Here is a 26,113-nt window from a genome sequence, read left to right as displayed (position 1 = left end):
CGCCCGCTCAATGAAAGGGGTGCGCTCACATGAACGCGTCAACACAGCAGACCGGAAAAACTTCGACAGCGCCGCTCAATGGTGCCGAGGTGCTCCTGCGCGTGCTTGTGGAGCAGGGTGTCGAGGTCATTTTCGGCTATCCCGGCGGCGCGGTGCTGCCCATCTATGATGCGCTGTTCAAGCAGGATCATATCCGTCATGTCCTGGTGCGCCATGAGCAGGCCGCTGTTCATGCGGCAGAGGCCTATGCGCGCTCGACCGGCAAGGTGGGCGTGGTGCTGGTCACCAGTGGCCCCGGTGCCACCAATGCCGTGACCGGTCTGGTTGATGCGCTGATGGATTCCATCCCGCTCATCTGCCTGTGCGGCCAGGTGCCGACGGCGCTGATCGGCAATGACGCGTTTCAGGAAGCCGATACGACCGGCATCACACGTCCTGCCACCAAGCATAATTATCTGGTGCGTCGCGGGCAGGATCTGGCGCCGATCGTGCGTGAGGCCTTCGAGGTGGCCGCTGGCGGTCGCCCTGGCCCCGTTCTGATTGATCTGCCCAAGGACATCTCGGTCGGCAACGCGCCTCTGCCCGCACCGGGCGAAGGGCGTCTGCATCGCCCCTATCGTCCGAATCTCGATGCGGATGGCGAGGCGATCCGCCAGACCATAGCGGCCATGAAGCGCGCCAAGCGCCCGCTGCTCTACACGGGCGGCGGCGTGATCAACGCTGGCCCCAAGGCTGCGGAAGGTCTGCGGGAGCTGGCGCGCCGTACAAATTTCCCGGTGACCTCCACCCTGATGGGGCTGGGCGCTTTTCCGACCACCGATCGCCAGTTTCTGGGCATGCTGGGCATGCATGGCAGCTACGAGGCCAATCTGGCCACGCATGGCTGCGACCTGCTGATAGCGCTCGGCTCGCGTTTCGATGACCGTGTGACCGGGCGTGTGGATGCGTTCTCGCCCAACTCGTTCAAGGTCCATGCCGATATCGACCCTTCGCAGATCAACAAGATCATTCGCGTCGATGTGCCGCTGGTTGGTGATGTCGGCCGCACGATTGAGGCGCTTCTTGCTGCCTGGGATGGCGATGGTCAGGATCTGAGCCCCTGGTGGGCACAGATCGAAGGCTGGCGCGCACTGGACTCCTTCGGCTTTGTGCAGGATCAGGCTCCGAGCGCCATCATCCGCCCGCAATATGCCATTCGTCGCCTCTATGAAGCCACGCAGGCGCTGGGGCGCGATACATTCGTGAGCACGGAAGTCGGCCAGCATCAGATGTGGGCGGCGCAGCATTTCCAGTTCGACAAGCCCAATCGCTGGCTGACCTCTGGCGGCCTCGGCACCATGGGCTACGGTCTGCCTGCGGCGGTCGGCGCACAGGTGGCGCATCCCGATGCGCTGGTGATCGATATTGCCGGGGAAGCGTCGACGCTCATGAATATCCAGGAGCTCGGCACGATGGCGCAGTATCGCCTGCCAGTGAAGCTGTTCATCCTGAACAACCGCTATATGGGCATGGTGCGTCAGTGGCAGGAATTGCTGCATGGCTCGCGCTACTCACAATCCTATAGCGAGGCGCTGCCTGATTTCATCCGTCTGGCAGAAGCGTTTCACGGCAAGGGGCTGCGCGCCACCTGCGTGGGCGAGCTGGATGGCGTGATTGATGAGATGCTGCGTCATGACGGCCCGGTGGTGGCGGATATCTGTGTGGCGCAGGACGAGAACTGCTTCCCGATGATTCCGTCGGGCGCCCCGCATAACGAGATGCTGCTTGGCCCCGATCAGGAGGCCAATGCAGCCCGGATTACACAAGAAGGCATGATGCTGGTCTGATGGCACAGGATATCCAGAGAGCCGTCATTGCGGTTCTGATCGAAAACGAGAGCGGTGCCCTGGCCCGCGTCGTCGGTCTGTTTTCAGGACGTGGCTATAACATCGAGAGCCTTACCGTCTCTGCCATCGATGCCTCGCGCAATCTGTCGCGGATCACCATCGTGACGTCTGGCACGGAGATGGTCATTGCCCAGATCAAGGCCCAGCTTGCGCGCCTTATTCCTGTGCATGGCGTGCGTGACCTGACGGAATGCGGCCCGCATGTGGCGCGCGAGCTGGCCCTGATCAAGGTGGTCAGCAAGGGCGAGATGCGTACCGAGGGTATGCGTATTGCCCAGGCGTTTCGCGCCCATGCGGTCGACACGACGGCAGGGTCTTTCGTTTTTGAACTGACGGGAAGTGCCGAGAAAATCGATGCTTTCGTCGAATTGATGCAACCGCTTGGTCTTGCGGAAGTGTCCCGGACCGGAATCGCCGCTATAGGCCGTGGTACCGAAGTCTTTCAATCCATCGAGGAGTCTTTCTGATGCGCGTCTATTACGATCGTGACTGTGATCTGGGCCTGATCAAGGGCAAGAAGGTTGCCATCATCGGTTACGGCAGCCAGGGCCATGCCCATGCCAACAACCTGAAGGACAGCGGCGTGACCGATATGGTCATCGGCCTGCGTCCTGAGTCGTCGGCTGTTGCCAAGGCAGAAAGCGCTGGCTTCAAGGTCATGAACCCCGCTGACGCCGCTGCATGGGCCGATGTCGTGATGGTTCTGACGCCTGACGAAGGCCAGGGCGCGCTCTACAAGGACTCGCTGGAAAAGAACCTGAAGCAGGGTGCAGCGCTCGTTTTCGCTCATGGCCTGTCGATCCATTTCCGCATCATCGAAGCCCGCCCTGACCTGGACGTGTTCCTTGTTGCCCCGAAGGGCCCCGGCCACACCGTGCGTTCTGAATACCAGAAGGGTGGCGGCGTGCCGTCGCTCGTGGCTGTTGCCCAGAACGCAACGGGTCAGGCGCTTGAAATCGCCCTGTCCTACGCTTCGGCCAATGGTGGCGGCCGCGCTGGCATCATCGAGACCAGCTTCAAGGAAGAAGTCGAAACCGATCTGTTCGGTGAGCAGGCCGTGCTCTGCGGTGGTCTGGTCGAGCTGATCCGCGCCGGTTTCGAGACGCTGGTCGAGGGCGGCTATGCTCCCGAAATGGCCTATTTCGAGTGCCTGCACGAAATGAAGCTGATCGTGGATCTGATCTACGAAGGCGGCATCGCGAACATGAACTACTCGATCTCGAACACGGCCGAATACGGTGAATATGTCACCGGCCCGCGCATCGTGACAGCAGAAACCAAGGCCGAGATGAAGCGCGTTCTGACCGATATTCAGGACGGCACCTTCGTGCGCAACTTCATTCTGGAAAACCAGTCGGGCGGCGTTGGCTTCAAGGCCATCCGCGCTCGTAACGATGTTCACCAGATCGAAAAGACCGGCGAAAAGCTGCGTGGCATGATGCCCTGGATTGCCAAGGGCAAGCTGGTCGACAAGGCCAAGAACTGATCTTCTATCCCGTTAGGGATCGGAAATGGAAAAGCGGGGGCTTCGGTCCCCGCTTTCTTCTCAGCGATCCGAATATAGGAATATAATTTCGCTACACTCAGGGTTTATTCGTAGATAAACGTTCTTCGGGCCGTATTGCCGATGATGTTCGTGGAAACGCCGTCAAAAGCGCCTCCAACAATACCCCCGACGACAGGAACCACTTTTGTGAGGTTTATCAATCCTGTCGAACCAGCTTTTGTGACCAAGCGAAAGCCAACTGCCTTGTTTATGGTTTTGATCATTTCGCCCGTAATATATTTTTGAATGGCTGAGGCGGTGAGCTTGCTGCCGAATTGAACGCCAGCAGATTTAACAACTTCAGCTGCGCCGTTGCCCGTCAGACAGACAAAACAGAGGGTCTTTGTTCGGTCATCTAGAACGTCATGACCTCCAATATAGGCAATTCCGGCGATCATACGCAACTGTATGTACAATGTTGAAGCCATGTTCGCTGGTATCGCAACCGGTAAAGTCATGACGCCGCCCAAATTTGTCACAAAGCCTCCAGTCGCGGCTTTAGTATTTTGCCATCTGATCAGACTATTGACGGCTTTCTCTCTGTCGCCGTTGTTCGCGTCGAGATACTCGTTTCCCAGGCTTTGCGCGGTGCGTAAAACCCCGCCACCACTTACCGCTTTTTCATAGCCCCATTCGAGCGCTTTGCTGATAACACTGAGTTTGTCATCGGACATCTGAACCGTCTCTTCCGCGAAGGTGATGAGTATATCAATCGAATATAGTTAAAATTATGCTATTTGATAGTAAATATGATTAATGGCCCGCATTCACGACGCTGTGTTCGGCACTGGTCTCAAAAGTTATATCATTCATTCATGAGTTCTTTGTTTCTACTGCAAATTCGTATGGCGTCCTTGCATGGCGTCGAAGGCGATAAAGTGTTCTGTGACGATTGAGGCGATGAGGGCGTCGAAAGTGAGCAGGGCGCCTTGTTCGAACAGGCTGCCTGCAAATTGCGCTGAGCCCTGAGCCGGGATGATCAGGGTGTGATTGGCCATGGACGCCAGTGGGCTCTCAGCCTCACGCGTGATCACCAGGATGGTGGCACCAAGCTCTTGGGCGATGCGCGCAAAGTGCAGCGATACCGGCGTCGTGCCAGAGCCGGAAAAGATGACGAGGCTATCGTCGCCACGTATGGCTGGCGCTGTAACCTCACCCACAGCATGAGCCTGCAAGCCGAGATGCATGCAGCGCATCGCCGCCATCTGCGCGATGAGCCCGGAGCGGCCCTGCCCAGTGAAGAAAAGCCGTCCGTTTCGCCGCATCAAAGCCGCACCGAAGTCTTTCAGCTCCTGCTCTGACAGTGTTTCCAGCAGCGTCGCCGTTTCGTCCCGCACGAGAGCTACGGCGCTTTTGGTGGAAGGGGGTGCCATATCATGATTCCGACAATAAACTGGGATGAAAGGGGCGAGCCCCTTTCCGGGGAGCGGGGCAGAGCCCCGCCCGTCTCACAAATAAATGACAGGCTTGAGCGATATCGGGTCGAAGGTCGCTTCGAGCGCGTCCTGCACATGGTCAAGATCGAATTTCGCCGTGACGAGGGCATTCAGATCGACCTTGCCCTGCGCGACCATCTGCGTGGCGATGGGCCAGGTCCCCGTGTAGCGGAACGTGCCTGTCAGGGTGAGTTCACGCACCTGAATGATCGGCAGTGGCAGGGGGACTTCATCGGCCCCCATGCCCACGAGTACCACATGCCCGGCCCCGCGCACCGCGGTAATGCCTGACTTGATGGCCGGCGTTGCGCCGGAGCAGTCGATGAAGGCATCGACGCCCAGATCACTGACTGACTCCCGTGCCGGGTCGATCACGCGTGTCGCGCCAAGGGTGAGGGCGCGTTTACGACGATCTTCCAGCAGGTCCGACATGATGATCTCAGAAGCGCCATACCCCCGCGCTGCCTGGGCGGTGATAATCCCGATCGGCCCTGCGCCGGCAATCAGCACGCGTGAGCCGGGGCCAATCTGTGCCTTCTGACACGCCCAGATACCCACGGAGAGCGGTTCGAGCAGGGCGGCCTCCTCATTGCTCAGCGAGTCCGGAACCTTGTGGGCGAAGGGCGACTGAATGGTCACATAGTCCTGAAAGGCCCCGTCAATCGGCGGTGTCGCGTAAAACTTCATTTCGGGACAAAGATTGTATCGTCCCGCCATGCATTGCGGGCAAGTGCGGCAGGGGCGTTGCGGCTCGATGGCAACGCGCTCACCAATGCGGCTTTCGGAAACGTCACATCCTACGGCAACGATACGTCCCGAGACCTCGTGACCCAGAACCAGAGGCGCATCGACGATGAAATCGCCGATACGTCCTTCCTTGTAATAATGGACATCGGAGCCGCAGACGCCCACGCAGGCGACCTTGATCAGCACTTCGTCCGGGGCGGGGACAGGAACGGGGCGCTCCTGCAAGGCAATCACACCTTTCTCCATGAGGACAGAGGCGCGCATTGTGTCAGGCAGGCTATTGGGGAGAGTTGTCATGAGATTTCTTCTTGTTGATGGGAGGATTGGGCCAGCAGGCTGCGCCCGATGACCAGATAAGAGGCGCCTGCCTGTACGATCCGGGGCAGTGTCTCCGCCGTGACGCCGCCATCCACTCCGCTTGTCACGCCGCGCGCACGCAGGGCCCGGTTTTTGTCCAGCAGGGAGAGGGAGGCGGCATCTTTCGTACCGGGCGCGATCAGCATGACGAGTACGCCATCAACCGACTCTAGAAAGGGCTCCGCCTCCGCGATGGCGGATTGGGGCGCAAGAGCGAGCCAGGGGCTTATCCCCCGGTGACGAAGGGTCGCGACGGCACCGTGCAGATCCCCGTCGGTTTCCAGCGGTAGGGTCAGGCGGTCGAGGGCGCGTGTCGCGAGGCGGTCGAACCACACGAAAGCGTCGTTATCCAGGAGATGTGCGTCCAGGGCGCCATGCTCGCGCGCCAGAATGGCATCGACCGTGGCGAGATCAACGCCTTCTGCGCCGGGAGCGAAGAAATCGGCGTGCGCCCAGAGATGCGCGCGCGTCAGGGCGTCTGCCATGGCGAGGCGCTCATGAGCCGGTGCAGCATAGAGGCTGCCACCAAGGCAGATATTCCCTGCGCGCACCAACTGGATGATGGGCTCATCAAGCGGAAATCCGCTCGGTAAGGATGGCGAGGATCCCAAGGCGTTCATGAGCGCATGCGTCCGTCAAAGCCGGACCATGCGCTCAGAGCGAGATAGCGGTCGAGCAGCCTGGTACGACTATGCGCCATGGCCCTATTAGGCTCGGCGACGGTTTCATAACGCGGGGCCCAGAGCTGGCGCATCGTTTGCACGTCGCGCCCCGTGGCAATGGCGGCGGCCTGGATGGCTGCGCCGCGTGCGGTCGATTCATCGGCCTCCGCTGGGTCGGCAATCATGACGCTGCGCTGGGTATAGTCGGCCAGTATCTGACGATAGGCACTGGACCGTGCGCCGCCACCAGTGATGATTACGCGGCCATCCGTCGCGATGCCCGCTTGATTCATGATGGTCTCGCCCCGGATGAGGGCAAGTAACACCCCATCATGCGCAGCACGCGCCAGATCGGCGCGCGATGTCGCGGCAGTGAGGCCGCCCATCAGCCCATAGGAATCAGGTCGGTTCGGCTTGCGCTCTCCATCGAGAAAGGCGGCGAAAACAGGAGAGGCGAGGGGATCCGCTTCGAGCGCCAGCTTGCTGAGCCCTGCATGATCGACGTCGAGAAGCCGGGCTGCCCAATCGGTCACCCGCGCTGCATTGAGGGTCGATACCAGAGGCAGATAGCCCCCGGCGCAATCGGCTACGCCATCCACAAGACCGGAGAGATCATGCACGGGGCGGCTGGCCGTCGTGAAGATGACGCCCGATGTTGCGATCGTGTAGACCGCGTCGCCTTCCTCGACAGCGAGGCCGAGCGCGGCCGCATGCTGGTCACCACCCCCCGGGCCGATCAGGATATCCCGCGAAAGGCCGAGCCGATCAGCGATGTCTGGCAGGATCGTTCCGGCGGCTTCGTCAGGGCCCAGAACACGGGGCAGCATCGAGGCCCAGCCCCTGTCCGCGGCGATCAGATCGAGATAGGTCGTAACATACCGGTTTTCCGTGGCGCTCCAGTACCCCGTGCCGGAGGCCTCGGAACGATCGGTCACATGGACGCCGCACAGGCGATAGGTGAGCCAGTCATGCGGCAGGCAGATGCGACGCATGGCCCTGAAATTTTCGGGCTCGTTTTCGGCCAGCCAGGCAATTTTCCCTATAGTGAATGCCGCCGTCGGCAGGGACCCTACCTTACGGATCCAGTTCTCGGCGCCAATGGCCTCACGCAGCCGCGCCAGCTGAGGCGCGCTCTCCGTATCGTTCCATAATTTGGCCGGGCGGATCACCCTGTCCTGCTCGTCGAGGGCAATCAGGCCATGGCATTGCGCCGCCACCGAGATGGCCACGATCGCGGTGCGGTCGATCGCGGCGGTTTCAACGGCGCGGTTCAGTGCTCGCTCGAAGGCTTCCCACCAGTCTTGTGGGTTCTGCTCGCTTCTGGGGGCAAATGCCGGAGGATGGCTGGCGCTGCCCCGACCCAGGATGCCGCCGGTTTCGAGGTCACGCAGTTCGACCTTGCAGGACTGGGTCGAGCTGTCGACCCCCATGACGATCTTCATGGCGCGTTTCCTTCCCTCGAAGCGGCACGGATGAGCGGGGTGTGATGATACGAGCGCTTCATGGGAATCAGGGCGCGCTGCGGTGCGAGAGGAAGCTCCCGTCCTGCAACGAGGCCTCAATATCCTCGAGGCTGCGCCCCTTGGTCTCCGGCACGTAGCGATAGACAAAGAAGAAGGCGAGAACCGAGATCGCCCCGTAGAGCCAGAATGTACCCGAGGCGCCCATGAATTCGATCAGGCTGAGCGTGGTGAGGCTGACGATCAGGTCGGACACCCACATCGAGACAGAGGCCAGACCGGTTCCCTTGCCACGCACCGAGAGCGGGATGACTTCGGAGTTCAAAAGCCAGACCACCACCGACAGGCTGCCGCCATTGAAGGCGATATAGGCCAGCATCGAGACGACCACGACCCATTGCATGGAACCGCTCGGATGACCGCCCATGAAGGCCGCGCCAAGGACGACGAGTGCCACCACAGAGAGCGGGATGAACAGCAGCATCAGGCGACGGCGGCCCATGTGATCGACCAGAAACGTGCCGACAATGGTCATGGCGACCAGCGTGACGCCGACGCCGATGCTGGCCAGAAGCGACGCCGAATCCCCGAAGCCAGACTGGGTGAGAATGGTGGGGGCGTAATAGATGACCGCGTTGATACCCGTCAGCTGGCACAGGATGGACACACCGAGTGCGGCAACGAGAGCAGGGCGTACCCAGGCCTTGCCGAGATCGCGCCAGCTGCCGCTATCGCCTTCATTATCAGCAACAGTGACGATCTGTTCGACTTCGCGTGCCGCAAGATGGGCATTGCCGCGAATACGTGTCAGCACGCGCTTGGCTTCATCGGCACGGTTTTGCGTGATCAGCCAGCGAGGGCTTTCGGGCATGACCATCATGCCGAAAAACAGGATCAGAGCCGGAATGACGGCCAGCATGAACATCAGGCGCCAATTCCCGCTGAAAGCGTACCCGATGAGATAGGAGATGAGCTCGCCCCCGGCGATCATCATCTGGAAAAGCACGACCAGAGCCCCGCGGCGTTTTGCCGGGGCGACCTCGGCGATGTAGACCGGCATGATCTGGGTGATGGCGCCTACGGCAAGACCGAGGATGAAGCGGGTAATGGTGAGCGTTGTGGCATCGGGGGCGAGGCTCGTGGCAATCGCACCGAGAATGAAGAGGACGGCAACAGCAAGGACGGTCTTCTTGCGGCCATAGCGGTCGCAGAGGGGACCGCAGCCGAGAGCCCCGAAAATACCCCCCACCAGAATGGCGCTGGTCACGATCTCCTTGCCGAAGGAGCTCAGACCGAAATCAGCGCCGATCGATAAAAGGGCAGATGAGATGATGCCGCAATCATATCCGAAAAGCGTGCCGCCCAGCGCGGCAATCACGACGACGAAAGCCAGAACGCGTTTGGCTGATCCGGGCATTTCCGCAGGCGCGGTCTGGTACCCGTCGCGTGTGATGGACCCGTTTAACTCGATGTTCGACACGGACGACCCTCCGATGGGAAGTAAATTCGAACATCTTGATGTGACGATCGTCGCATCGACGCAAGAAAGATCTGCTCATATGATCACTAAATCGCTCATATGTGAATTTCCTGTCAGGAAGCCGCTTTGCCCGGGAGGATGGAATGGGACCCGCTGAACGCCTGCTCGCAATAGAAGTGGCGCGCGAATATTATCTGAATGGTCTGAGCAAGATCGAGATCGGCACACGCCACGGGATCTCCCGTTTCAAGGTGGCGCGTATTCTCGAGGAGAGCCTCGAATCCGGGCTCGTGAAGATTCAGATCAATGAGGATCGCACGATCGACTCCGAGCTTTCTGCCCGACTCCAGGACGTATACGGCTTGCGCCATGCGCTGGTTCTGAGCGGCCCCTTCGCCGAGATATCGTCCTGCCGGGCGGCGCTGGGCAAGGCGGCTGCCGAACTTCTCGAGGAAGTTGCGACGGAGCAGGACGTGATCGGTGTTGCCTGGGGCCGAACGATCGATGTCGTCGCCGAGGCCATTCGTGCCTTGCCGGGCTGTCGCGTCGTTCAGATGACGGGGGTGGCCGGATCGGTCGAAAACAGCTCGATCAATCTCGTCCGGCGTTTCGCCCAGGCCTCCAAAGGCGCCAGCCTGCCGATCTATGCCCCACTGATCGTCTCAGATGAGCAGGCCCGGGCAGTCATCGCCCGCCAGGCCGAAATCAGCGCCGCCATTGCCGAATGGCCCGCAATCACTTTGGCTGTCGTGGCCATCGGCAGCGCATCGGAGGCGGGCTCACAGGTGAGTGCCGTTCTGACAGCTGCCGAGCGTGAGGAATTGAAAGACAAGAATATGGCCTGCGAGATATGCGCCCTGCCGATGGATAAGGACGGTGCTTTCATCCAGACCTCCCTCGCCGAGCGGACGCTCTCCATTCCATTTTCCGTCTTGCGCGCTATTCCCCATGTAATTGCGGTTGCGGGCGGACCGGACAAGCATCACGCTGTTCTGGCGGCCTTGCGCAGCGGCATTGTCACGTCCCTGGTGACAGATCGCGACACGGCGGCATTTTTGCTCGGCTGAGCGTTCAGAAACGCGCGATCAGCGCGACGCCAGCGATCATCAGCACGGCACCTGCGATACGATAGGGGTTGAGGCTGTGCACTTCCATGCGCAGCAGCCCAAAATGATCGATCAGCAGGCTGGTCACGAGATTGGCCGTAATCGTCAGGCCGTTGACCGGGCCCGCCCCCAGTTTCTGGATCAGCAGCAGCCCTGCGAAAACAGCCACGGCCCCCGTGATGCCGCCAAGCGGCGCCCACCAGGGCATCGCGGCAAGATCACCCGCGCTGGGAAGCGGGCGCGGCATGCATGCAAACAGGGCGATGGCGAGAAACAGCACGAGCAGGAAAGAGACTGACGTGGCAAGCCACGGATTGACGAGGGATTTCGCCAATGCCCCGTTCATGGTGGCGCCCAGCGCCTGAAGCGCACCGGCAATAAGGATAAAGGGAAGAGCCCAGGCAGCGTTCATGACAACCCCTCAATCGAGAAGGCGACGCCATCGGGCATAGGCTCATGCCGTCTGCGTAGCCGGTGGAGCATGACGCCTGGCAACGCAGGCGCCATTTCCGGGGCTCAACGCAGGATAGGGAAAACGGCTTCGTCGACTAGGATCTAAATCAGACTCCTCGCTGTTTGACCCTGATGTTTCACTGGTTGTTTGCGTCATGCAGACCGAAACGGAACACGGTGCGGCTGTGGAAAGTCTGTCCCGGGTCCAGACGGGTGGAGGGAAATTTCGGCTGGTTCGGACTATCGGGGAAATGCTGTGTTTCGAAGGTCACGGCATCGCTCTGACGGAAAATCAGGCCATTCCCCTCATCGGAGCCATCGAGGAAATTCGAGGTGTAGATCTGCACCCCGGGTTCCGTGCTGGCACAGCTCATGCTCCGACCGCTGCCGGGGTCCCACAGGGTCGCGACCGGTCTGAGCCCATCGGGGCCGGGTGCTCCGTCAATCACCCAGTTATGGTCGTAGCCATGCGCCATGAGTAATTGCGGGTCGCTCTTGCGGATATCCCTGCCGATGGGCTTGGCCGTGGTGAAATCGAAGGGTGTGCCCGCCACAGGTGCGATCGCCCCGGTCGGGATCAGTGTGGCATCTGTGGGGGTATAAGCCCGGGCATTGACCTGAAGCATGTGATTGAAAATCCCGTCCTGTGAGCCTGCACCGGCGAGATTGAAATAGGAATGATTGGTCAGGTTGAGCACCGTGGGCTTTGTTGTCGTGGCTTTGTACTCGATGCCCAGCGTCCCCTGATCGTCCAGCGTATACGTCACGGTGACGTGCAGCGCGCCGGGATAACCCTGATCGCCATCCGGGCTGACGAGAGAGAGCGCCACCCCGACCTTTTGACCGGTACGGGCGATGTCACGGGCGCTCCAGACACGCCGGTCAAAGCCCTCTTTCCCGCCATGAAGCGAGTTCGGGCCATTATTGACCGGCACGGTGTAATCATGGCCATCAAGGGTAAAGCGTCCTTTTGCGATACGATTGGCAAAGCGACCGATCAGGGCGCCGAAAAACACGCCATTGGCGCGGCTCTTGGCCTCGTATTCGGCAAGGGTCGCATAGCCGAGCACCACGTTTTCACGCTTGCCAGCCCTGTCAGGCACCATGATCCGGGTGATCACCCCGCCATAGGTCATGATCGTGACCTCAAGCCCGTTGGGGGCTTTAAGTGTGTAAGCGCTGACAGCCTTGCCATCGCTCGTTTTACCGAAAGGGGAGGCGGTCATGGTCGCTGCCATGGCGGGAGAAAAGCCCATTCCGGCGGCAAGTGCCAAGGCGGCGGAACGCAGGGCCTTGCGACGGAGAACGCGACGGGAGAAAGGGGCAGAGCACATGAGAACGCCTCGCTGCCATGCGGCCAAGCCGTCATGGCACAGTGATATGTTACGAAACGTTCATAAACCCGTTATATGGGTACGTCTAATCCGTGTTTGCGTATCCTTTCATAACAGTTTGCGAGAAGTCTCGGCTCACCAGGGGACATCTTTCCCGGCATAATCGCGATAGACCAGCCCTTTTTCAGTGCGATGGGCGATCAGAACGTCCACCACACCAGGAATCGTTTCCTCGATCGAGAAGCGTGCCTGCGCGCCACCCAGTGACGTACGCACCCAGCCCGGAGCAATGAGCGCGAGGGGGCGTGACCGGCCGATACGCGCGTCGTAACAGCGCATGAACTGGTTCAGTGCCGCCTTGCTGCCACGATAGAGTTCGCGCTGCCCGCCATTGTTATTGGCGACACTGCCCTGTCCCGAGGACATCACCCCTATCAGTCCCTGAGGGCTGACGAGACAATCCAGCGTCTCGATCACCCGCATGGGGGCGAGGGCATTGGTCAGCATGATCTCCATGAAATCCGAGGCGCTGACCTGGCCGATGGGCTGATCGGGCTGAGCATTGGTTGTCCCCGCATTGATGAACAGCATCTCGAAGCGCTCGCCGGAGAGCGTTTGTCTGAGCGCTGCGATCTGGGCGTCGCAGGCGATGTCGAGCCTCTCAGTCGTCAGACGGTCAGGAAATCGCGTGGCCAGCTCGGCCAGCCCATCTTCGGGTGTACCGCGTCGTGTGGCGGTAACGCGCCAGCCGCGCATGAGAAAGGCCTCGGCCAGGGCGAGGCCAAGCCCCCGAGACGCTCCCACGAGAAGCAGATGCGGAGGAGGCGGTGCAGACAGGGGTGCTGTCGTCAAGACGTAGTCCTTTGCTGACGCAGGAAAGCATGGACTCCAAAAGTGGAGGCTGCTCCATGATGGCGCCAGACGCATGAATTGCAGGATATCAATGCATCAAACGCCCCTTATGGAGCGTGGCAGAACAGGAGGCGGAGTCATGATCCCGAAAGATCTCAATCTTCTCGTTGCTCTCGAGGCGCTGCTGAGAGAGGAGAGTGTGCTCAAGGCGGCAGAAGCGCTCGATCTGAGTCCCTCTGCCATGAGCCGGACCTTGGCCCGACTGCGAGTGGCGACAGGCGACGCGCTTCTGGTGCGGGCGGGGCGCAGCCTCGTGCCGACACCCCATGCCCTTGTGCTGCGTGATCAAGTGCGGGAGGTCACGGCTCGGGCCTGTGCACTTCTCTCCCCCGCCGAGGAAACTTTTGCGCCCAAGACGCTCGAGCGCGTCTTCATCCTGCGCACCAATGACGGGTTTCTCGAAGCCTATGGCACAATTCTAACCGAAGCTCTGCTGGCAGAAGCGCCCACGGTGACACTCGTTTTCCTGCCTCGTCGCGACAAGGAGGCCACTGCCCTGCGTGAGGGCAGGGTCGATCTGGAAATCGGGGTGATCGGGCCGGATGATTTTGGGCCGGAGATGCGTATGAAGCCGCTTTTTCATGATCGCTTTGCGGCCGTGGTGCGTGACGATCATCCCGTGCTTGCGGCGCCACTCACACCGGAGCGTTTCGCGGCCTGTCGGCATGTCGTCACCTCCAGGCGTGGCGCTTTGCGTGGTCCTGTGGATGAGGCTCTTGAGGCCCTTGGGCTGCACCGTCGGGTCGCGGTTGTCGTGCCTGGTTTCGATGACGCTTTGCGCCTCGCGCGAGGGGGCGCGCTGGTGGCTCTGGTCCCGCGCTCATGCCTGACGCCCGCTGGAACGAGCGGACTGCACGCTTTCGACCCGCCGGTTGAAACACCTGGAATCACCGTCAGCGTGCTGTGGCATCCGCGCCTGAATGCCGATCCCGCCCATCGTTGGCTGAGGGAGAGGATCATCGCTCTGGTGCGCCAGAAAGCTGGTCCGGATGCCTTCTGATCATGACTGCCGCTCTCGCTGCAATGGCGTTGGGAGGTGGCGCTTTGAGCGTCAGGCCTTTTCGATTTTCTGCCAGGATGGATCGCTCATGTTCCCATGCCCGGACGGCGTGAGGCCACGACCGATCCACGTCTGACCAATGCCGGCAAGGGATCGCGACAGGACAGGTAAGGACCGGTTCGATTGATTTGGGGTTCCCCCTGCCATGGTCTATAAGGCCTGCTTCTTCACATCGGGATGGCGTCGCGTGCTTGCAGAAAAAGTGACGGATGATTTGTTCTCGGCGCTTGATCGCCCGGACCTGCAAAGCCTGTCGGATAAGAGTGTCTTCAATCTCTCCCCGCGTCTGACCCAGGCTTTCACCGTTTCTGCCGACTCCATCACCCTGGGTGCTCTGGCCTTCGAACGCCCGGATATGGCGCCCACCCTTCTCCGTTACGCGCTCGAGTGGAGCTTCCTGCTGCAGGAACTACCCGTGCGGGACAGGCCTCTTGCGGCCATCGTCGCTGCCCGGGTGGCTGCACGGTTCCATCTCCTCGATTGTGAAACGCTCGCGCTCCCGGTCGATTTGGGCTGGCTCGGAGAGTTCGCCGGAGAACATCCGCCCTGTGCAGAGCGCGTTACCGCGCTCTGGCCGTTTCTCACGCAGTTCTGCCCCCAGGCATCGCTTTCTCCCGTCGAGCCTGCGCTGTTGCTCGCGCGGCTCGCGTCGCTCTGGCCGTGGCTTGCTCCGTCTGAGGATCTGATGGCCGATGGTGGGGATGAGCGTCTTGTCATCGATCCCGCAACCGGGCTCAATCGGTACGGATGTTCGCACCGCCCGCGCCCATGGGCGGTGACCTTCTCCTCCTCCACAGCGTCGTCGCTTTCCGAACGCGGCTATCTGGGGGCGGAAACGGCACGACGGAAATTCCTGATCGAGGCGTTGAAAGGGGCATCGGCGCAGCAGGCCTGCGAGAGCGCCTGTCTCTCTGTGCGTGATGGTCTGGCGGCGCTTTACGGGCTCGAAGGCCGCGATCATGTTGTGCTTGCTGCATCAGGGACCGATTGCGAACTGGCCGTACTGGCGATCGGGCTCAGGCGTGCGGGCGGAGCGCCAGTGGTCAATATTCTCATCGCCCCCGATGAGACAGGAAGTGGCGTGCCTCTGGCGGCCCAGGGGCGTCACTTCGCATCTGGCACCGCGCTTGGTACACAGGCTGACAAGGCGGAGTTCCTGACAGGCTTTCCCACGGCCACCCGGCTTGTGGGGATCGACATCCGCCACCCGGATGGCAGTCCGCGTGATGAAGCCGAGCGTGATGAGGCGATACGATGTTGCGTATGGGAGCAACTCGCCCTGGGACGTCACGTTATTCTCCATCAACTCGATATGTCCAAAACCGGTCTCGTCGGCCCCCGTGCCGAACTGATAGACAGCCTCATGGAGGCCTATCCGGATCAGATCACAATCGTGGTCGATGCCTGTCAGGCCCGCCTCGCCCCCGAGCGCATCAACGCCCTCGTCCGCAAGGGCATGCTTGTCATGACCACGGGCTCCAAGTTCCTGACCGGGCCTCCATTTTGCGGCGCGGTTCTCCTGCCGCGAACTGAACCCGGCGCCCTGGCCGGTTACACGCTTCCGGGCGGCCTTTCGGCCTATTTCAATCGATGCGACTGGCCCGCAACCCGCCCTCCCACGCCCCTGCGCCGTGGGGGCAATCTGGGGCTCGCCTTGCGCTGGAAAGCGGCCCTGGCTGAGAGCGCCGCTTTCACTTCTGTGCCGCCCAAACGCATCAGCGACATCCTGCGGCGCTTCGAGACCAATGCGCATGACGTGATCGACCTTCATCCCGCTCTGACCCTGCTTCCGGTGCCGGCTCTTGAACGTTCAAATCTGGGCGGGCAGGAAGTCTGGGATGTGATTCCGACCGTTTTCTCCTTCCTCGTGCAGGATCCAAAGACGCCGGAAAAGCCACTGGCACTGGAAAAGGCGCGCGCACTGCATCGTTGGTTGAATAGCGACTTGTCACCCTGGATCGCGGCATCTCCGCTCGCTGAATTGCTCTGCCATCTGGGGCAGCCCGTGCCCGTGCCGCACCCGGCTCTGGGGGGCGAAAATGCCGGAGCGTTGCGTCTCTGCGCCGGGGCGCGACTGGTTTCGGGTGAGCCCTCCCATGCCGGCATGACCGACACGGTGCGTCTCGCGCGGGAATTTGCCGATATGCGTCGCGTTTTCGACAAGCTTTCTCTCATCCTGCGGCACTGGGACTTGCTCGAAGCGGCTGGCCCTATCCCGCGCTATGCGCCTCACTCTCATTTCTCGCGAAAGTCTCTGGTATCATGACCCAGCCGAATACGCCCCAATTCAATGATACCGGGGCGACCGCGCCCAAGGCGCACGGTCATTTTCTTGACTCCATGCAACTCCCCTCGGGTGTCACGCGGTTCTGGCTTATTCGTCATGCCATTGTGGAGGAAACCGCCCGGCTGCGTGTCTACGGGTCTTTGGATGTCGAACTCTGTTCCGAGCATCTGGCTCTGCAGGTGCCCTATTATACCGCGCTTGGGCGCAGGCTTCCGGATGAGGCCAACTGGGTGGTCTCGCCCCTCAAGCGCGCGCAGGATACGGCAAAGGCTATTTTCGCAGCCGGGTACGGTGCCCGCACGCTGACTATCGAACCGCGCCTGACCGAGCAATCCATGGGGGAGTGGCATAACCTTCCTCATGAGGAACTGCCGATGAAGCTGCGTCAGACCGCCCATAATTTCTGGTCTCTCTCAGCATCGGAGCAGCCTCCGGGTGGGGAGAGCATGCTGGATGTGTGTGCGCGTGTCGGCCATGCGCTGGATGAAATGGCCGACCATCATGCGGGGCAGGATACGGTGGTGGTCAGCCATGGCGGGGCCATTCGCGCGGCGCTTTCGCATGCATTGAATGTCCATCCTGATACAGGACTGCGCTTCTCCATCCAGAATCTGTCGCTTTCGATCATCGAGCGCATCAATGGTGTCTGGCGTGTGGTGACAGTCAATGAGCTTCCGACCGCACTAGGCGCGGAATAAGCCGCGAAGGATCCCGGGCGGGCGCATGTCGGAGGCTTTGACAGGGATAGGGAGCCTCCGGCCGTCTTCCCAGGCACGGCTCTCTCAACGCGTGGCTGACCCTGTGATGACAGACCTTTGCCATCATTGGTCATTTCTCTGACGTTACAAGGCCGTGGTTCGATACTTTCCTGCTCTTGATCGGGGAACGCGTGGCGTTGATCCCCGTCAGGAGCAAAGAAGATCATGCAAGAAATCACCCCTCCGTCTCTGATGCGTTTTTCACTGCGGGCGTTGCGCGCGTTCGGCTTCCTGTCTCTGGTCGTTCCGATATCTGGGGCCTGTGCTTCGGGGTATCGGCAGCCTCCCCCTTCAGGCCCTGATGCCTCTGCCCTTCACGCAGTCGCCATGACCTTCGATGATCTGCCTTACGTGATGCCGCCGGGGGCCTCGCAGCAAGCTAATCGCGCGGCGGCTCTGGCAGCCAATGCGGCTATTCTGAATGCTCTGCGTCGACATGCTGTTCCGGTCACAGCATTCATCAATGAAGACAAGGTGCAGGCGTTGGGTCCGGAAGGTCCACGGCTTCTTCAGCGCTGGAACGAGGGAGCGTTTGTTCTGGCCAATCACGGCTATCATCATTTCGACAGCAACAGGTTGACGCCCGTTCAGGTAGAGCAGGAAATCACGCAAGGGGAGGCCACGATCGGACCGCTTGCGCATCAGGCGGGGCGCACGCTCACGTTTTTCAGGTTTCCGTATAATCATGTCGGGGACACCGAAGCGAAGCGTCTGGCCCTCTCTGATATTGTGCATCGTCATGGGTATCGTCTGGCGGCGACCACGATCGACGTCGAGGATTATCTTTTCAACGACGCTTATGAATGTGCTTTCGCCCATGGGCGAAGCGACGCGATGGAGAAAATCGAGCGCGCTTATCTGGATTATGTCCGGATCGAGATTCCCTATTATCGCGCGCTCGATACCCGCGTCATGGGGCGTGAAATTCCCTCGATCATGCTCCTGCACAGCAACCGGCTGAACGCAGCGGCGCTCCCTGCGATCATCGATATTTTCAGGAAAGACGGAACGCGCTTTATCACTCTGGAAGAGGCCCAGGCCGATCCTGCCTATGCCAGCGAGCCCAGAATGGCTACCGCCTACGGACCGATGTGGGGCTATCGCTGGGCCAGAGAGCGCCATATTGCCGTCAATGGCGCCCTAGAGCCCGAAGCGCCCGCGTGGATACGAGGCTACTGCAAGACGAATTGAGTGGTTTCTCTCTGAATTCTTGCGCAGCGCGTGCTGTGTCGAACGGCGTATCTGACAGGGGCCGATAGCGGGAAGTGGCGGCCGATAGCAGCAGAAATTCGGCGCATTGTTACGCAGGTGGGGGGGAGTCAGAAGATCTGGACGGTCGATTTGAAGCCGAACACATGGGCAGTGCGCAGATTGTTCTGGCCATTCGGGTTGATGAAGATCTGATAATCGGGCGCGATGGCGACGCCGCGCATGACCTGTATCTGATAATTGGCCTCGAGGACTGCAGCGTGGGTTTGTACCCCGGTTGCCCGATAAGGAAGACGGGCGATGAGACCCTGGTCCAGATAGGCGGCCTCGGTCGCACTGACGCCGGGTGACATCGCTTCGTACATGCCGATGATATTGAGAGCATCCTCAGGACGAGAGGCAATGAACCCGCGATTGACGACGCCGAAATAGGTTTGCCAGTGACGCAGGGAAACCCGTTTATCGTTTAGAATGAACCCGGCAAGAATTGTCGTTCCCCTGTCCCCACTGGCCGGGTGACCTGCCTGATGCGGCACCCAGATTTTCTGGTCAGCCTCGAACCAGGTCCCCCAGCTTCTGGGATGTTGTCGCGCCGAGCGCCGACTCCAGGCAAAACTCCTGCCGTCATCATCCGCATAGACGTCGGCGAGAGGCACATTCATCAGGCGCGCGCCGATCTTGTAATGCCCCGGCAGGCCCTTCTGCGCCCCAAATCGGGGCTCCCACCCCATCTCGACGGGAACCGACTGACCGCGAATGGCTGAGCCGCCGCTGAATTTGAACCCAGAGCGGTTATATTCAGGGCCGAACATGTTCCGCTCAGGAAAATAAACGCCAGTCTGGACATAGGTGTATTGCGAGGGGCGCCCGCGGAAACGCACCCCCCACACACCCGCCGGATAACGGCTGATGAAATCATTGTCGGCTGCGGCGCGCGGTCTGCCGCAAATGGAGTTGTTCACGAAATTGCAGAAGAGCGGTGAGCTCGAGAAATCAGTGAGTTCTGAAACCCGGCCGCCGGCAATCGCGATCCGTCCACCGAGCAGGTTCTCTTCGCCATAGGCCATGACAAGGTGCAAAACGACATTGCCTGCGCCGCCATAGATTTCTGATGAGTGACCCAGCCAGTCACCAAACATGCGATTCCCGGTCATGCCATAGCGGCTGGTGAAAATGGTGTGCGTCGCAAAGCCAGGAATCCCGGCGAGTTTGGACCAGTCCATGTGCAGGCTGGTATTGACCTGACCCGCACCGCTTGCCCCTTGCCGATATTGGCTGAAACCCGGGGTAGGCTTCGTAGCAGCGCCCGAAAATTCGTTCGTAGTGGACATGAGAAAGGCCACCCCCTTGCTGCGCAACCAGGAAAGAACACCCGCAGGGTCGGGAAAAAGCGCGTCAGGATGCTCGAACGGGGGCACAACGGGCTTGCTTGAGGGATGTGCAGGAAGCGGCTTGTTGACACGGGTTGCTGCATCATAGGTCGCCTCGCCCTGTTGGATCGTCTGGGCACGGGCGATGTCCATGCAGGGAAAGGTGGCCAGTACGGCCAGGACAGGACCAGCAGTTTTTTTCGACAGCATGAGAATTCTCCGCAGCGTCTCGGGGGCGCGGTGTCACAGGTGAGGATGTTGGTCGGGTATTGGCTACTCGCTTTGGCGAACGCGTCCTGGCGGGTCATTCCCTGCTCGAACAGCATCCTTGCGAGAGCGATCATTTTCTGAGCGAACCGTAACGGTCGCACTGCGTCCCGACATGGCACAAAGGCGTGATACAAATCACAATTAGTTTGATATCTCTCACAAGAAATGTGTTTTACCGGTTGGAAGTCCAGTAAAAGGGACGATCAGGATTTTTGATCGGACGATTACTTATTGATTGTTCGAACAATTTGAACAGTTAACTTGTTTTATTGTGCATTGATCGTACCGCTACAGAAGTGCGGTTTGATGCGCATGAGCGGAAATAGGTTTCATCGCTATGAAAAATCTCAATCAGACAGCAATCGTAACAGGAGCTGGATCACTGCGTGGCATTGGTCGCCGTACGGCGGAGGCGCTGGCGGCCCAGGGATGGTCGATCGCCGTTCTCGATATCGATGAGGCAGCCGCCCAGAGAACTGCCGCCGCCATTGCCGAGAGCCACAAGGTACAGGCCCGGGGTTATGGCTGCGACGTCACTCAGGCAGAGGCCGTATCCTCGGCGGTAGGGAAGATCGGGCAGGAACTGCCGCCTATCGGGGCGCTCATCAATAATGCCGGCGTCACGTCTCCCATCCGCTTTTATGACGTTACGGAGGCGGAATGGACTCGTGTCATGGATATCAATGTCCGTGGTGCGTTTCTGGTAACCCGCGCCGTGATCGGCGGCATGATGGACCGCCGCTTTGGCCGGATCGTCATGCTGTCTTCGGTTTCTGCCGAGCGCGGTGGCGGTGTCTTCGGAGCCGTTGCCTATTCCGCCGCCAAGGCAGGTCTTCTGGGCTTTGCCAGAGCGCTCGCCCGAGAGGCCGGGCCATTCGGGATTACGGTCAATTCGGTCGCTCCCGGTCTGATCGATACGGACATCACGGCAGGTAAACTCGACCCAGAGCGCAAGGCCAAGCTGATCGCGGATGTGCCCATGGGACGATCAGGGAATACGGACGACGTGGCGGATGTGATTGCCTATCTGTGTCGCCCCGAAACCTCCTATGTCACGGGTGCGACCTGGGACATCAATGGCGGATCGCACATCCATTAGGTGATGCGATCGGGTCATGCCGCCATCGCTCTGCGTGGCTGAATGGAGGTGTGACCTCAGCGCGGGAAGAGCGTTCCGCGAAAACGTGTGACGCTTACCCGCTCCCACGAAAAGCTGGAGAACCGGTACAATGGTTCATCAGGTCACGGCGCCCCTGCTGGGGTCGCTCGTCTGGTCGTCTGCGATCGCGATCCTCCCGATCCTGCTCCTGTTTATTCTTCTCGGATGTCTCGGCTGGCGGGCCGAGCGCGCCACCCTGGCAGCGCTGGCGGCAGCGCTGCTGATTGCCCTTGCGGTATACGGGGTCGCCCCTGTCCAGTCGCTCAATATCGCCGCCTATGGCGGGGCATTCGGTCTGATTTCGGTAGCCTGGGTCATTCTGAATGCCATCTGGCTTTACGAACTCACGGTCAGAAGCGGGCATTTCGAGGCGCTCGGTCAGGTTTTTGCCAGTATGGCGGGTGCGCCTCCCGTACAGATGCTCCTCATCGCCTTCGGGTTCGGCGGATTGCTTGAAGGACTGATCGGGGCGGGCGCTCCGGTCGCCATCTGTTCGGCCATGCTCGTGGCAATCGGTCTTCCTCCCATGCAGGCGGCCATCTGCACGCTCCTCGCCGATTCAGTGCCGGTTGCCTTCGGCACCCTTGCGCTTCCGATTATCGCCCTCTCTTCGGCAACAGGCCTGCCGGTGACCACACTGGGCGCCATGGTCGGGCGCCAGACGCCCATCCTGGCCATGCTCATTCCGTTCATCCTGCTGATCCTCGTGGGCGGACGCAGAGCCCTGCGCGCGCATTGGCGTATCGCCTTTCTCGCCGGATTATCCTTCGGGTTCACGCAATTCGCCGTATCGAATTATCTCTCGGTCAAGCTGGCCGATGTGATCGCCGCGCTTGTCGCCTCGGCTGTGCTGGTCGCAACGGTGCGTCTCGCGCCCAATGGCATGCACGAGCCGGAAATGACGAGAGAGAACGCAATCGATCTGCGGCGTATGGCGCAGGCACTGGCGCCTTACGGGATCATCATCCTGGTTTTCTCGCTCGCGCAGATTCCCGCGCTCACGCGGGTTCTGGCCGTAGCCACTGTCAGTTTCGACTGGCCGGGCCTTGCCATTCTGTCGCCCGACGGTGCGGCTATAGCGACGCGCTTCAAACTGCCGCTTCTTGAGACGACAGGCACACTGCTCCTTTTGTCTGGCGTGATCACGATGCTTGTTCTGCGCCTCTCTCCACGTCTGGCTCTGCGGGCCTATCGGGATGCGGCCTATCAGATACGCCATGCCGTGATCACGGTGGCGGCGATTTTCGCTCTGGCCTTCGTCGCCAATCTGTCCGGTCAGACACGCACAATGGGTCTTCTTCTGGCGACGCTCGGTCCCACCGGATTTGCGCTGGTATCGCCATTGATCGGTTGGATTGGCGCCGCGCTGACCGGTTCGGATTCCTCGTCCAATGTCCTTTTCGGTGGCTTGCAGACGACGGCTGCACAGGGTGTCGGCATGTCGCCCGTTCTTGCAGCGGCGTCCAATTCTTCTGGTGGCGTCGTGGCCAAGGCGATCAGTGTCCAGAGTCTGGCAGTGGCCAGTGCCACGGTTTCCCTGGTTGGCAAGGAGGCGGCAATCCTCCGTCGGGTCATTTTCTGGAGTCTTGGATTGCTCATGCTGATGTGCGCGATCAGCCTTTTTCAGTCCCTTCCTTTCATCAGCGGATGGGTGGTCCCCTCCCTGCCTGCGGAGCCTGTTCCATGAGTCGGATTATTTCCTTCAGTGCCGCACCCTATGACGGGTGGGAACTGCCAGTCATGCTCGAGAGCCTCGCGCGCTGTGGCGTCACCCATGTCGAGCCAGCCTATATCGTCGGCTATACCGAGCCGTTCGATGAATCGGCTTTCAGCCAGGGCCGCGCTTGCGCTTATCGACGCGCGCTTCATGATGCCGGGATCGGGTGTCTGGCGATGTCGTCCCATATCGATCTGGGGATGCCGGACTCCATTGATATATTCCGGAATCGTATCGATTTCGCTGCGGGTATCGGCGCCAGTATCATCAATACGAATGCGGCGGTCGCTGCACATGAAGCACAATTCTTTCGCAACATGGAAACGCTTGGTGCCCATGCTGAAAAAGCCGGAATCGTGATTGCGCTGGAAAATCCGGGTGATGGCCAGCCCAGCCTGATCAATACCGGAGAGCAGGGAAAAGCCCTGGTGAGCAGGATTGGCTCTCCATGGGTTGGACTCAACTTCGATCCGGGCAATCTGCCCAGTCATGACGCCAGTTGCGATCCGGTAGCGGAGATGCGCGATGCGCTGCCCGCCTGTGCGCATTGCCATATCAAGAATGTGCGCCGTCATGAGGATGGCTGGAGCTTCCATGCGTTGGGAGCAGGGGGGAGTCGGGATGCCGAATGTCTGGCTCTGCTCGCTGAAGTCTCTGCGCTGCCTTTCGCGGTGGAACTTCCCTTGCGTATGCGCCGGGGTATCGATGCTGCGCCCTGGCGCAGGGTGCGGCGTCTCGAGCTGGCCTATATCGAAGAAAGGATCAGCGACTCCCTGACTTTCGTTCGAGATATTCTGCCGGGCGAGGTCTCGGTCGCGTGACATCAGGCCTCTGAGCCATGCCGATCGCGCCGTTGGAAGGCGACGCCGGACCCTGGCGAGGCGTTAAGGTGACGAAAATGTCATTTCCCTGAAATGCGAAAGTCATCTTACCTCGCTCTCGCAAGTTAAACGTTTAACTAACGGGAGCGATGATGCCACGCAGGCCGGGCAAGGTATCGATACGTCATGTCGCTGAAGCTGCGGGGGTGTCCGTTGCTACCGTGTCCAACGTCGTGCGTGGCCGCAAGAATGTATCCGATGCCGTTCGTGCGCGTGTCGAGAAGACGATCGATACACTCGGCTATCTGCCTAATCGTGCCGCCATGCAGCTGCGCGAGGGGCGCAACAGGATCGTCGGCGTGCTCGTGCCCAGCCTCGATAATCCTTTCTTTACTGCGATCATCGCGAGTATCGAAAATTGCGCCCGTCGCGACGGCTACGACATCATCGTGGCCAGTGCTGGCGAGGATAGCGCGCTGGCTTCATCCCGTCTGAAGGCGCTTCTGTCATGGCGACCGGCGGGTATGATCGTTCTGCCCAATGACGATCGTTTTGCCGATGCAGGGCTGCTCGACGCCTCAGGCGTGCCCTATGTCGTTCTGGACCGCCTGCCCGGTGCCAGCGCAGCTGATACGGTGGCCGTTGATAACGAGCAGGCAGCAACCGAAATCGCGGCGCATCTCGCCGGGCTCGGTCATCGTCATATGCTCGTCGTGGCCACCACGCTTTCCCTGGCGAATATCCGCGAACGCTGCGCAGGTATTCTGGCCTATTGCGCACGGGCTGGTCTTCCCGAACCGCGTGTTCTTGAAGTCGGTCATCATTTCGAGGACGGGCCGCCCGGCCTGACCGAAGCGCTTGCCGGTGCGAACGCGCCGAGCGCCGTGATCGCCCTGACCAATTCCATCACTCTGGGGGCACTGCGTTGCCTGCACCAGAGCGGATACGCCGTACCCGGTGACATGTCGCTTGTCGGGTACGACGATTATGCATGGATGCGTGCCACCCTGCCGCCCATTACCGCCATCTGCCAGCCGGTGGATGCGCTGGGCGCCGAGGGCTGGTCGCGCCTCATGCTGCGTATTGCGGGCGAAAGCACTGCCCCCCTGCAGGTCAGACTGGCCTGCACGCTGGTGGTGCGCGGGTCGACCGCACCCCCCAGAACAGGAAACCTGTCATGAACAAGCTCGGACTCCACGCATTTGTCTGGACCGCTGGCTGGACGCCTGAAGACGCCGCCATGGCCATCCGCTCGACGGCGGAACTCGGCTACGATCTGATCGAGGCCTCGACCATGGACCTCAAGGCTTTCGACGTGCCCGCAACGCTGCGCGAACTCGAGGCCAATCGTCTTGGCATCACCATGTCCTTCGGCCTGACCGCCGATATGGATATCTCCTCGGGCGACCCCGAGCGTATCCGTCGGGGAGAGGCGCATCTGCTCGATGCCATTTCCCTCGCCCGGGATGTCGGGGCGACCCATGTCTGCGGCATTCTCTATTCCGCTTTCCAGAAATACGCGACGCCGGTGACGGCAGAGGGCGTGCGCGGCTCTATCGAGGTGGTGCGTCGCGTCGCTGAAAAGGCGCAGGCCAGCGGCATTACGCTGGGCATGGAAGTGGTCAATCGCTACGAGTCCAATGTGCTCAATACGGCACGCCAGGCCATTGCCTATGTGAAACGCGTCGAGATGCCCAATGTGAAACTGCACCTCGATTGCTATCACATGAATATCGAGGAAGCGGATTCTGCCGAGGCCATCAGGGAGGCAGGCGATCTGCTGGGCTATTTTCATACCGGGGATTCGCATCGCGGCTATCTCGGCTCGGGCTCGGTGGATTTTCCGAGCATCTTCCGCGCGCTGGAGAGCATCCAGTATCAGGGGCCGATCACTTTCGAATCCTTCTCCTCTGCGGTGGTCGGTCAACCGCTCGAAGGGATTCTGGGCATCTGGCGCAATCTCTGGGAGGACAGCCGTGATCTCGCGGCCCATGCCAAGGCCTTCACTGATGTGCAGATGAAATCGGCACGCGAAGCGCTCGGTCGCCAGAAGCGCTGAACGCGCGGCTCTTCTCCCGAATCC

Annotated in this window: 23 protein-coding genes; 13 read left to right on the top strand and 10 right to left on the bottom strand. The window is 60.5% G+C overall.

Translation table 11 applies throughout. The features are described from left to right. Positions 1-29: 29 nt before the first annotated feature. Genes ilvB through ilvC form a run of 3 tightly spaced genes read left to right on the top strand, consistent with a single transcriptional unit; the run spans position 30 to position 3,372 of the window. Positions 30-1,826: a biosynthetic-type acetolactate synthase large subunit gene (gene ilvB / locus C0V97_RS05735; RefSeq protein WP_127101605.1), complete on the top strand. Its 1,797-nt coding sequence runs from the start codon at positions 30-32 to the stop codon at positions 1,824-1,826. Beyond that, entirely contained in the window at positions 1,826-2,353 is a 528-nt protein-coding gene (gene ilvN, locus C0V97_RS05730) for an acetolactate synthase small subunit (RefSeq protein WP_127101603.1), read from the top strand. Before ilvB ends, ilvN begins: the two co-directional genes overlap by 1 nt. Further along, positions 2,353-3,372 carry a ketol-acid reductoisomerase gene (ilvC, locus tag C0V97_RS05725; protein ID WP_127101601.1) on the top strand — a complete coding sequence of 340 codons (1,020 nt, stop codon included), beginning with the start codon at positions 2,353-2,355 and terminating at the stop codon, positions 3,370-3,372. The genes ilvN and ilvC overlap by 1 nt, the downstream gene beginning before the upstream one ends. A 104-nt stretch (positions 3,373-3,476) precedes the next feature. Here the strand turns inward: ilvC and C0V97_RS05720 are convergent, their stop codons facing one another. The 6 genes from C0V97_RS05720 to C0V97_RS05695 all read right to left on the bottom strand — a co-directional run bounded on the left by C0V97_RS05720 (position 3,477) and on the right by C0V97_RS05695 (position 9,574). Further along, positions 3,477-4,106 (bottom strand): EcsC family protein, encoded by a 630-nt coding sequence (locus tag C0V97_RS05720; RefSeq protein WP_127101599.1) that lies wholly within the window; start codon positions 4,104-4,106, stop codon positions 3,477-3,479. A 156-nt stretch (positions 4,107-4,262) separates the two neighbouring features. Beyond that, on the bottom strand, positions 4,263-4,805 hold the full coding sequence (gene hxlB, locus C0V97_RS05715) for a 6-phospho-3-hexuloisomerase (protein WP_127101597.1): 543 nt from the start codon (positions 4,803-4,805) through the stop codon (positions 4,263-4,265). A 75-nt stretch (positions 4,806-4,880) separates the two neighbouring features. Next, positions 4,881-5,912 carry an NAD(P)-dependent alcohol dehydrogenase gene (locus C0V97_RS05710; protein ID WP_127101595.1) on the bottom strand — a complete coding sequence of 344 codons (1,032 nt, stop codon included), beginning with the start codon at positions 5,910-5,912 and terminating at the stop codon, positions 4,881-4,883. Continuing rightward, the gene (locus tag C0V97_RS05705) at positions 5,909-6,592 is read right to left on the bottom strand and encodes a hypothetical protein (RefSeq protein WP_127101593.1); all 684 of its coding nucleotides are present in this window, start codon (positions 6,590-6,592) and stop codon (positions 5,909-5,911) included. Before C0V97_RS05705 ends, C0V97_RS05710 begins: the two co-directional genes overlap by 4 nt. Next, positions 6,589-8,076, bottom strand: coding sequence for a xylulokinase (gene xylB, locus C0V97_RS05700; RefSeq protein WP_127101591.1), 1,488 nt, complete (start codon positions 8,074-8,076; stop codon positions 6,589-6,591). Before xylB ends, C0V97_RS05705 begins: the two co-directional genes overlap by 4 nt. 67 nt (positions 8,077-8,143) lie before the next feature. Continuing rightward, complete coding sequence (locus tag C0V97_RS05695) at positions 8,144-9,574, bottom strand: sugar porter family MFS transporter (RefSeq protein WP_233581994.1); 1,431 nt, start codon at positions 9,572-9,574, stop codon at positions 8,144-8,146. Positions 9,575-9,717: 143 nt separating this feature from the next. Here C0V97_RS05695 and C0V97_RS05690 point away from each other — a divergent pair, with 143 nt between their 5' ends. After that, entirely contained in the window at positions 9,718-10,641 is a 924-nt protein-coding gene (locus C0V97_RS05690) for a sugar-binding transcriptional regulator (protein ID WP_127101589.1), read from the top strand. A gap of 4 nt (positions 10,642-10,645) precedes the next feature. On the opposite strand, the gene C0V97_RS05685 is transcribed toward C0V97_RS05690, so the two are convergent. The 3 genes from C0V97_RS05685 to C0V97_RS05675 all read right to left on the bottom strand — a co-directional run bounded on the left by C0V97_RS05685 (position 10,646) and on the right by C0V97_RS05675 (position 13,319). After that, on the bottom strand, positions 10,646-11,092 hold the full coding sequence (locus tag C0V97_RS05685; protein ID WP_127101587.1) for a DMT family transporter: 447 nt from the start codon (positions 11,090-11,092) through the stop codon (positions 10,646-10,648). A gap of 178 nt (positions 11,093-11,270) precedes the next feature. Further along, positions 11,271-12,467 (bottom strand): aldose epimerase family protein, encoded by a 1,197-nt coding sequence (locus C0V97_RS05680; RefSeq protein ID WP_127101585.1) that lies wholly within the window; start codon positions 12,465-12,467, stop codon positions 11,271-11,273. A gap of 135 nt (positions 12,468-12,602) precedes the next feature. Continuing rightward, positions 12,603-13,319, bottom strand: a complete 717-nt coding sequence (locus C0V97_RS05675; protein WP_233581993.1) for an SDR family oxidoreductase — start codon at positions 13,317-13,319, stop codon at positions 12,603-12,605. Between the two features lie 139 nt (positions 13,320-13,458). Here C0V97_RS05675 and C0V97_RS05670 point away from each other — a divergent pair, with 139 nt between their 5' ends. From C0V97_RS05670 to C0V97_RS05655, 4 genes are all read left to right on the top strand, one after another. Further along, positions 13,459-14,379, top strand: coding sequence for a LysR family transcriptional regulator (locus tag C0V97_RS05670; protein WP_127101581.1), 921 nt, complete (start codon positions 13,459-13,461; stop codon positions 14,377-14,379). Between the two features lie 247 nt (positions 14,380-14,626). Next, on the top strand, positions 14,627-16,705 hold the full coding sequence (locus C0V97_RS05665) for a hypothetical protein (RefSeq protein ID WP_127101579.1): 2,079 nt from the start codon (positions 14,627-14,629) through the stop codon (positions 16,703-16,705). Further along, positions 16,702-17,424: a histidine phosphatase family protein gene (locus tag C0V97_RS05660; RefSeq protein WP_127101577.1), complete on the top strand. Its 723-nt coding sequence runs from the start codon at positions 16,702-16,704 to the stop codon at positions 17,422-17,424. Before C0V97_RS05665 ends, C0V97_RS05660 begins: the two co-directional genes overlap by 4 nt. 225 nt (positions 17,425-17,649) lie before the next feature. After that, the gene (locus tag C0V97_RS05655) at positions 17,650-18,675 is read left to right on the top strand and encodes a polysaccharide deacetylase family protein (protein WP_127101575.1); all 1,026 of its coding nucleotides are present in this window, start codon (positions 17,650-17,652) and stop codon (positions 18,673-18,675) included. Between the two features lie 128 nt (positions 18,676-18,803). Here C0V97_RS05655 and C0V97_RS05650 read toward each other — a convergent pair whose 3' ends face one another. Further along, entirely contained in the window at positions 18,804-20,273 is a 1,470-nt protein-coding gene (locus C0V97_RS05650) for a carbohydrate porin (protein ID WP_233581992.1), read from the bottom strand. A 397-nt stretch (positions 20,274-20,670) separates the two neighbouring features. On the opposite strand from C0V97_RS05650, the gene C0V97_RS05645 reads away from it, so the two are divergent. From C0V97_RS05645 to C0V97_RS05625, 5 genes are all read left to right on the top strand, one after another. Next, positions 20,671-21,432 carry an SDR family NAD(P)-dependent oxidoreductase gene (locus tag C0V97_RS05645; protein ID WP_127101573.1) on the top strand — a complete coding sequence of 254 codons (762 nt, stop codon included), beginning with the start codon at positions 20,671-20,673 and terminating at the stop codon, positions 21,430-21,432. Between the two features lie 130 nt (positions 21,433-21,562). Then, entirely contained in the window at positions 21,563-23,179 is a 1,617-nt protein-coding gene (locus tag C0V97_RS05640; RefSeq protein ID WP_127101571.1) for an L-lactate permease, read from the top strand. Further along, the gene (locus tag C0V97_RS05635) at positions 23,176-24,030 is read left to right on the top strand and encodes a sugar phosphate isomerase/epimerase (RefSeq protein ID WP_127101569.1); all 855 of its coding nucleotides are present in this window, start codon (positions 23,176-23,178) and stop codon (positions 24,028-24,030) included. The genes C0V97_RS05640 and C0V97_RS05635 overlap by 4 nt, the downstream gene beginning before the upstream one ends. Before the next feature lie 149 nt (positions 24,031-24,179). Beyond that, the gene (locus tag C0V97_RS05630) at positions 24,180-25,211 is read left to right on the top strand and encodes a LacI family DNA-binding transcriptional regulator (protein ID WP_127101567.1); all 1,032 of its coding nucleotides are present in this window, start codon (positions 24,180-24,182) and stop codon (positions 25,209-25,211) included. Further along, on the top strand, positions 25,208-26,089 hold the full coding sequence (locus tag C0V97_RS05625; protein WP_127101565.1) for a sugar phosphate isomerase/epimerase: 882 nt from the start codon (positions 25,208-25,210) through the stop codon (positions 26,087-26,089). Before C0V97_RS05630 ends, C0V97_RS05625 begins: the two co-directional genes overlap by 4 nt. Positions 26,090-26,113 lie beyond the last annotated feature (24 nt).

The sequence above is a fragment of the Asaia sp. W19 genome (assembly GCF_003994335.1).
Lineage (GTDB): Bacteria > Pseudomonadota > Alphaproteobacteria > Acetobacterales > Acetobacteraceae > Asaia.
Note: the sequence above shows the minus strand (reverse complement) of the source record. Positions and strands in the feature narration are given on the sequence as shown.